We start from the raw sequence: 3,122 nt of genomic DNA, 5'->3' as shown, positions 1-3,122 counted from the left end.
GTGCCGGTGGGGGCCACGGTCGCGGGGGGCTTACGGCGCGACTAGAGCCGCTAGGGCCCACAGCAGGAGGATGACGCCTAGCATGCCGCCGATCACGAGGGCGAAGCCCTTGGCACCCGACATCGTCGACTTACCGTCGCCGCTCGCCACAACGCCTCCCGAGTTCGTTTCGCCTGACCGGCCCGTACAGCGTATGACCGATTACAGGTGTTCCATGCACGAACCCCGACATGCGGAGGGACCGGCGACTCATCGCCGGTCCCTCGCGTGCTAACCGGTCAGTTCTTCTTGCTGGACGACTCGTCCTTGGCGGAGTCGGCGCCGACCGCCGCCTCCTCCGGGGTACCGCCCTCGACGGCGTCGGCCGTGCCGCCCTCCGTGGCGGCCGGGCCGGGGGCGCCGCCCTCGATGGCCGGGTCGGCGATCGGGTCGGCGCGCCGCTTCGAGATCACGATGGCGGCCACCACGATCCCGACGGACAGCACGGTCACCACGACGCGCAGCAGGGTGTTGCCCGCGTACGTCACGACCGCGGGCGCGATCAGCAGCGCGACCAGGTTCATCACCTTGATCAGCGGGTTGATCGCAGGACCGGCGGTGTCCTTGAACGGGTCACCGACCGTGTCACCGATGATCGTGGCCTCGTGCGCGTCGCCGCCCTTGCCGCCGAGCTGGCCCTCCTCGACGAGCTTCTTGGCGTTGTCCCAGGCGCCGCCGGAGTTGGCGAGGAACACCGCCATCAGCACGCCCGCCGCGATCGCACCGCCCAGGTAGGCGCCGAGCGGCGCGTACCCGAGCGCGAAGCCGACCGCGATCGGCGTCATGATCGCCAGCAGTCCGGGGGTGGCGAGCTCGCGCTGCGCGTCCCGGGTGCAGATGTCCACGACCCGGTCGTAGTCGGGCTTCTCGGTGTAGTCCATGATCCCGGGCTTGGTGCGGAACTGCTCGCGCACCTCGACCACGACCCGTCCGGCCGCGCGGCCGACCGCCATGATGGCGAGGCCGGAGAACATGAACACCACGGCCGCACCGATGATCAGTCCGATCAGGACGTTCGGGTTGTCGATCGACAGGTTGAACTGGCTGAACCCGCCGAGCGCGTCCTTGGCCTCGTCGGACGCGTCGTTCAGCGCCGAGATCACCGTCGTCCGGAACGAGCCGAACAGCGCGGTCGCGGCGAGCACCGCCGTCGCGATCGCGATGCCCTTGGTGATGGCCTTGGTGGTGTTGCCGACCGCGTCCAGCCGCTCCAGGATGGCCGCGCCCTCGCCCTGCACGTCCCCGGACATCTCGGCGATGCCCTGGGCGTTGTCGGAGACGGGCCCGAACGTGTCCATCGAGACGATCACGCCGACGGTCGTCAGGAGGCCGGTACCGGCCATCGCCACCGCGAACAGCGCGACGGTGGTGTTGCCGAAGCCGAGCAGGAACGCCCCGTACACCGCGCCGCAGATGACGAGGGCCGTGTAGACCGCCGACTCCAGGCCGAGCGAGATGCCGGACAGGATGACGGTCGCCGGGCCCGTCCGGGCGCTTCCGGTGACCTCCTGGACGGGCTTGCGGTTCGTCTCGGTGAAGTAGCCGGTGAGCAGCTGGATCGCGCTGGCGAGCACGATGCCGATGAGGACCGCGCCGAGCGCCACCCAGCGCGGGTCGGCGTCCAGCGCCTGGATGGCGGGGTCGGTGACGCCGTTCAGGTCAGCGAACGACGCGGGCAGGTACACGAACGCGGCGATCGCGACGAGGATCGCCGAGATCGCCGCCGAGATGAAGAAGCCCCGGTTGATCGCCGTCATGCCGGACCGGTCGCCGGCCCGCGGCGTCACCGCGAAGATGCCGATCACCGCGGTGATCACACCGATCATCGGCACGATCAGCGGGAACACCAGGCCCTCGGTGCCGAACGCGGCGGTACCGAGGATGAGCGCCGCGACGAGCATGACCGCGTACGACTCGAACAGGTCGGCGGCCATGCCGGCGCAGTCGCCGACGTTGTCGCCCACGTTGTCGGCGATCGTCGCCGCGTTGCGGGGGTCGTCCTCGGGGATGCCCTGCTCGACCTTGCCGACCAGGTCGGCGCCGACGTCGGCGGCCTTGGTGAAGATCCCGCCGCCGACCCGCATGAACATGGCGAGCAGCGCGGCACCGAACCCGAAGCCCTCCAGCACCTTCGGCGCATCGCCCTTGTACGCCAGGACGACGATCGCGGCGCCGAACAGGCCGAGCCCGACGGTGAACATGCCGGCGACACCGCCGGTGCGGAACGCGATCCGCATCGCCGTCTTCTCACCGTTCGCCTCGCGGGCGGCCGCGGCGACCCGGACGTTGCCCCGGACCGCCAGCCACATGCCGACGAACCCGGTGACGGCCGAGAACAGCGCGCCGATGACGAAGAAGACCGACCGTCCGATGCGTTCCCCGGTGGACTCGGCGGGAAGCAGGAGCAGGACGAGCGGGATCAGGACCACGAAGACCGCGACCGTGCGGAACTGGCGTTTCAGGTAGGCGCTCGCTCCGACCTGAACGGCCCGCGAGATCTCCTGCATCTTGTCGGTGCCCTGGCCAGCGGCCAGGACATCGCGTACGAGACCCGCGGCGACGGCCAGTGCCAACAGTGCGATCACGGCTACGACGACGACCAATGAGAGGTCGCCGCCGCCGAGATCCACGTCTGCGCTGACCGGGCTTGACAGGGAAAGCCCAGACATCCGTCCTCCTCGACAAGGGGTGTAGCGATCACGATCGCCATAAAGACGATCTTTACCGCGTACCCCGCGAGTCATGATTTCGAACGCCTCGCACGGCAGCGCGGGTTCCGGGAGTCTACGCAGGCGTAGGTCGAATGTTAAGGCCGCAGGGCCCTTGAAGCGGATGTCGCCAAAATGCAATGAAAGATACGCCCGGAATTTGACCCTTATCCCGGAGCAGGGGGCATTTCCCCAGGTCAGACCCGGTTAGCTCACTATCACCCAACCGGCACCTTGACGTGCACAGCACAACTCGGGCGCCTCGGCGAGAGCAACGGCGTCGGTGTTAAAGCTAGGCATTAACACGAATTTTGTCTAGGCCCAAATCGCCCTACTCCGAGATCATCCGGGAGAGTCTCCCACACCCTTCTCCCC

General features: G+C 68.4%; 1 protein-coding gene. It reads right to left on the bottom strand.

The features are described 5' to 3' along the window. Positions 1-278: 278 nt before the first annotated feature. A complete protein-coding gene (locus E1200_RS32270) occupies positions 279-2,708 on the bottom strand; it encodes a sodium-translocating pyrophosphatase (protein ID WP_131956303.1) in 2,430 nt (809 codons plus the stop codon). Between the last annotated feature and the right edge of the window lie 414 nt (positions 2,709-3,122).

This window comes from Actinomadura sp. GC306 (assembly GCF_004348665.1).
In the GTDB taxonomy this organism is placed as follows: Bacteria; Actinomycetota; Actinomycetes; order Streptosporangiales; family Streptosporangiaceae; genus Spirillospora.
Note: the sequence above shows the minus strand (reverse complement) of the source record. Positions and strands in the feature narration are given on the sequence as shown.